The following is a 4,366-nucleotide window of genomic DNA, read 5'->3' as shown; positions in this document are numbered from 1 at the left end:
CGCCACGCCCCAGGGCGCCCGCGAACACCTGGGACGGGTTCTTCGAGCGAGTCGACCGGGCCCTGCACGCGTACCACAAGGTGGCGCTGCGGCCGCTGCGGCGGGCCGCGCTCAAGGACTGCGCCCGCTGGATCGTCGAGCGGCAGGAGAACGACGGCTGCTGGGGCGGCATCCAGCCGCCCGCGGTCTACTCGGTCATCGCCCTGCACCTGCTCGGCTACGACCTCCGCCACCCCGTCCTGCGCGAAGGGCTGGCATCGCTCGACCGGTTCGCGATCCGGCGCGAGGACGGCAGCCGCATGATCGAGGCCTGCCAGTCGCCGGTTTGGGACACCTGCCTGGCCACCGTCGCGCTCGCCGACGCGGGCCTGCCCGCCGACCATCCGGCGCTGGTCAAGGCGGCTGACTGGATGCTCGGCGAGCAGATCGTACGGCCCGGGGACTGGTCCGTACGGCGGCCCGGACTCCCGCCGGGCGGCTGGGCGTTCGAGTTCCACAACGACAACTACCCCGACATCGACGACACCGCCGAGGTCGTCCTCGCGCTGCGCCGCGTCGCGCACCCGGACCCCGAGCTGGTGGACACCGCGGTGCGGCGGGCCGTGCGCTGGAACCTCGGCATGCAGTCGCGGAACGGCGCGTGGGCCGCCTTCGATGTCGACAACACCAGCGGCTTCCCCGACCGGCTGCCGTTCTGCGACTTCGGCAAGGTCATCGACCCGCCGTCCGCCGACGTCACCGCCCACGTCGTGGAGATGCTCGCAGCCGAGGGCAGGTCCCACGACCGCCGCACGCGGCGCGGCGTCGAGTGGCTGCTCGCCGAACAGGAGCCGAACGGCGCCTGGTTCGGCCGCTGGGGCACCAACTACGTGTACGGGACGGGGGCGGTCGTCCCGGCCCTGACCGCCGTCGGGATCCCGGCCTCCCACCCGGCGGTCCGGCGGGCCGTGCGCTGGCTGGAGAGCGTCCAGAACGAGGACGGCGGCTGGGGCGAGGACCAGCGCTCGTACCCCGACCCGGAGTGGATCGGGCGCGGCGCCTCGACGGCCTCGCAGACCGCGTGGGCGCTGCTCGCGCTGCTGGCGGCGGGGGAGCGGGACGGCGGGGCCGTCGAGCGGGGCGTGGCCTGGCTGGCCGGGACCCAGCGCGCGGACGGCAGCTGGGACGAGCCGTACTTCACCGGCACCGGCTTCCCCTGGGACTTCTCGATCAACTACCACCTCTACCGGCAGGTCTTTCCCGTCACGGCCCTGGGCCGCTACGTGCACGGCGAGCCGGACCTCACCGGCTCCAGAGCGCCGCGGGAGGCCTGATGGCCGCGGCCCGCGGCCAGGCGCCGCCGGATCCGCCGGGCGCGCGGCCCGCTCCGCTGCTGATCGCCTGCGCTCTCGGCATCGAGCGGTTCGCGCTGCGCGGCGCCGAGCGCGGCGCCCACGGGCCCGTCTCGGTGCTGCGCACCGGCATGGGCCCGGAGGCCGCGGAGCGGGCCGTCGGCCGGGCGCTGCTGGGGGCGGACCCTGCCGCGGCCGTGCTGGCCACGGGCTTCTGCGCCGGGCTCGCCCCCGGCATGCACCCCGGGGACCTGGTCGTCGCCGACGAGACCCGCGACCCGGCCGGGCGTACGCCGTGCACCGGCACGGAGACGCTGGTCAAGGCGCTTGCCGCGGCCGCGCCGGGGTGCACTGTCCACACCGGCCCACTCACCGGATCCGACCACGTCGTGCGCGGTGCGGAGAGGGCCGCGCTGCGGGCGGCCGGAGCCGTCGCGGCCGACATGGAGTCCGCGGCGACCCTGCGCGCGGCCGTGGCGGCCGGTCCGCGCCCGGTTGCGGCCGTACGGGTGGTCGTGGACGCTCCAGAGCATGAGCTCGTCCGCATTGGGACACTTCGCGGTGGAATATCGGCTTTCCGCGTCTTGCGTGCCGTGCTTCCGGCTTTCTTCGAATGGCACCGTTCTTCACTGCTCCCCAGGAGGTGAGCCCAGATGGCCATGCCGCTCCGTCAGACCATCCGTGTCGGAACGTATCTTCTAGAACAGCGGCTCAGGCGGCGGGAGAAGTTCCCGCTGATCGTCGAGCTCGAACCGCTCTACGCCTGCAACCTGGCGTGCGAGGGCTGCGGGAAGATCCAGCACCCGGCCGGGGTGCTCAAGCAGCGCATGCCGGTCGCGCAGGCGGTCGGGGCGGTGCTGGAGTCCGGTGCACCGATGGTCTCCATCGCGGGCGGCGAGCCACTGATGCACCCGCAGATCGACGAGATCGTGCGCCAGCTCGTGGCCAAGCGGAAGTACGTGTTCCTTTGCACCAACGCGATGCTGCTGCGCAAGAAGATCGACAAGTTTCGGCCCTCCCCGTACTTCGCCTTCGCGGTGCACATCGACGGGCTGCGCGAGCGGCATGACGAGTCGGTGGCCAAGGAGGGCGTCTTCGACGAGGCGGTCGCGGCCATCAAGGAGGCCAAGCGGCGCGGCTTCCGGGTCACCACCAACTCGACCTTCTTCAACACCGACACCCCGCAGACCGTCATCGAGGTGCTCAACTACCTCAACGACGACCTGCGCGTGGACCAGATGATGATCTCGCCCGCGTACGCTTACGAGAAGGCGCCCGACCAGGAGCACTTCCTCGGCGTGGAGCAGACCCGAGAGCTGTTCCGGAAGTCCTTCGCGGGCGGCAACCGGCGGCGCTGGCGGCTCAACCACAGCCCGCTCTTCCTCGACTTCCTCGAGGGCAGGGCCGACTTCGCGTGCACCGCCTGGGCGATTCCCAACTACTCGCTCTTCGGCTGGCAGCGGCCCTGCTACCTCATGGCTGACGGTTACGTGCCCACCTACAAGGAACTCATCGAGGGCACCGACTGGGACGCATACGGTCGCGGCAAGGACGACCGGTGCGCGAACTGCATGGCGCACTGCGGCTACGAGCCGACGGCCGTGCTCGCGACCATGGGCTCCCTGAAGGAGTCGCTGCGGGCGGCCAGGGAGACGGTCACCGGAAACCACGGGTGACGGCCGAGTTCACGACAAGAGGGGGCCCGGAACAGTGTCGCTGCTGGAGAACATCAGGGGACCGCGGGATCTGAAGGCGGTCCCCCCGGAGCTGCTCGACGAACTGGCGGATGACATCCGGCAGTTCCTGATCGACGCCGTCGCGAGGACCGGCGGCCACCTCGGCCCCAACCTGGGTGTGGTCGAGCTGACGATCGCCCTGCACCGGGCCTTCGACTCACCCGCCGACCGCATCCTGTGGGACACCGGTCATCAGGCGTATGTGCACAAGTTGTTGACGGGTCGTCAGGATTTTTCGAAGTTGCGGGCCAAGGGGGGTTTGTCGGGGTATCCGTCGCGGGCGGAGTCCGAGCACGATGTGATCGAGAACAGTCATGCCTCGACCGTGCTGGGCTGGGCGGATGGGCTTGCCAAGGCCAACCAGGTGCTCAAGAAGGGCGACCATGTCGTTGCCGTTATCGGTGACGGGGCGCTGACCGGTGGTATGGCGTGGGAGGCGCTCAACAACATCGCGGACGCCAAGGACCGGCCGCTGGTCATCGTGGTCAACGACAACGAGCGGTCGTACGCGCCGACCATCGGCGGTCTGGCCAACCACCTCGCCACCCTGCGCACCACCGACGGCTACGAGCGCTTCCTGGCCTGGGGCAAGGAAGTGCTGCGGCAGACGCCCGTGGTGGGCCAGCCGCTCTACGGGTCGCTGCACGGTGCGAAGAAGGGGTTCAAGGACTTCATCGCCCCGCAGGGGATGTTCGAGGACCTGGGGCTGAAGTACGTCGGCCCCATCGACGGGCACGACATCGGGGCCGTCGAGTCCGCGCTGCGCCGGGCCAAACGATTCACCGGCCCGGTCATCGTGCACTGCCTCACCGAGAAGGGCCGCGGCTACCCGCCCGCGCTGCGGGACGAGGCCGACCGCTTCCACACCGTCGGCAGGATGGACCCGCTGACCTGCGCGCCGCTCTCCGCGCCCGGCGGCCCCTCGTGGACCTCGGTCTTCGGCGAGGAGATGGTGCGGATCGGAGCCGAGCGGCCGGACGTCGTGGCCGTCACCGCCGCGATGCTGCACCCCGTCGGCCTCGCGCCGTTCGCCGAGGCCTTCCCCGACCGCGTATGGGACGTCGGGATCGCCGAGCAGCACGGTGCCACGTCGGCGGCGGGGCTGGCGACGGGCGGTCTGCACCCGGTCTTCGCCGTCTACGCGACCTTCCTGAACCGGGCTTTCGACCAGGTGCTGATGGACGTGGCTCTGCACCGGTGCGGGGTCACCTTTGTGCTGGATCGGGCCGGTGTCACCGGCAGTGATGGGGCCTCGCACAACGGTATGTGGGACATGTCGATCCTCCAGGTCGTCCCCGG

4 protein-coding genes are annotated in these 4,366 nt (G+C 71.1%); all 4 read left to right on the top strand.

Going from position 1 to position 4,366, the window contains the following annotated elements; all coding sequences use genetic code 11:
• Nucleotides 1-1,313: squalene--hopene cyclase (gene shc, locus AOK16_RS12785; RefSeq protein WP_055472383.1), on the top strand; the 1,313-nt coding region annotated here is incomplete at its 5' end.
• Entirely contained in the window at nucleotides 1,313-1,978 is a 666-nt protein-coding gene (locus AOK16_RS12780; protein WP_055472382.1) for a phosphorylase family protein, read from the top strand. The genes shc and AOK16_RS12780, both read left to right, overlap by 1 nt.
• A gap of 6 nt (nucleotides 1,979-1,984) precedes the next feature.
• Nucleotides 1,985-3,007, top strand: coding sequence for an adenosyl-hopene transferase HpnH (gene hpnH / locus AOK16_RS12775; RefSeq protein WP_055472381.1), 1,023 nt, complete (start codon nucleotides 1,985-1,987; stop codon nucleotides 3,005-3,007).
• 34 nt (nucleotides 3,008-3,041) lie between these two features.
• The coding region (dxs, locus tag AOK16_RS12770; protein WP_055472380.1) for a 1-deoxy-D-xylulose-5-phosphate synthase at nucleotides 3,042-4,366 on the top strand (1,325 nt) is incomplete at its 3' end.

Origin of the sequence: Streptomyces pathocidini (genome assembly GCF_001418495.1) — a bacterium.
GTDB classification, from domain to species: Bacteria; Actinomycetota; Actinomycetes; order Streptomycetales; family Streptomycetaceae; genus Streptomyces; species Streptomyces pathocidini.
This window is presented reverse-complemented; position numbering and strand designations above follow the sequence as displayed.

What these genes read in the sequence shown, in the direction of transcription:
- hpnH (WP_055472381.1), top strand. Translation starts at nt 1,985, where the DNA reads ATGGCCATGCCGCTCCGTCAGACCATCCGTGTCGGAACGTATCTTCTA.
- AOK16_RS12780 (WP_055472382.1), top strand. Translation starts at nt 1,313, where the DNA reads ATGGCCGCGGCCCGCGGCCAGGCGCCGCCGGATCCGCCGGGCGCGCGG.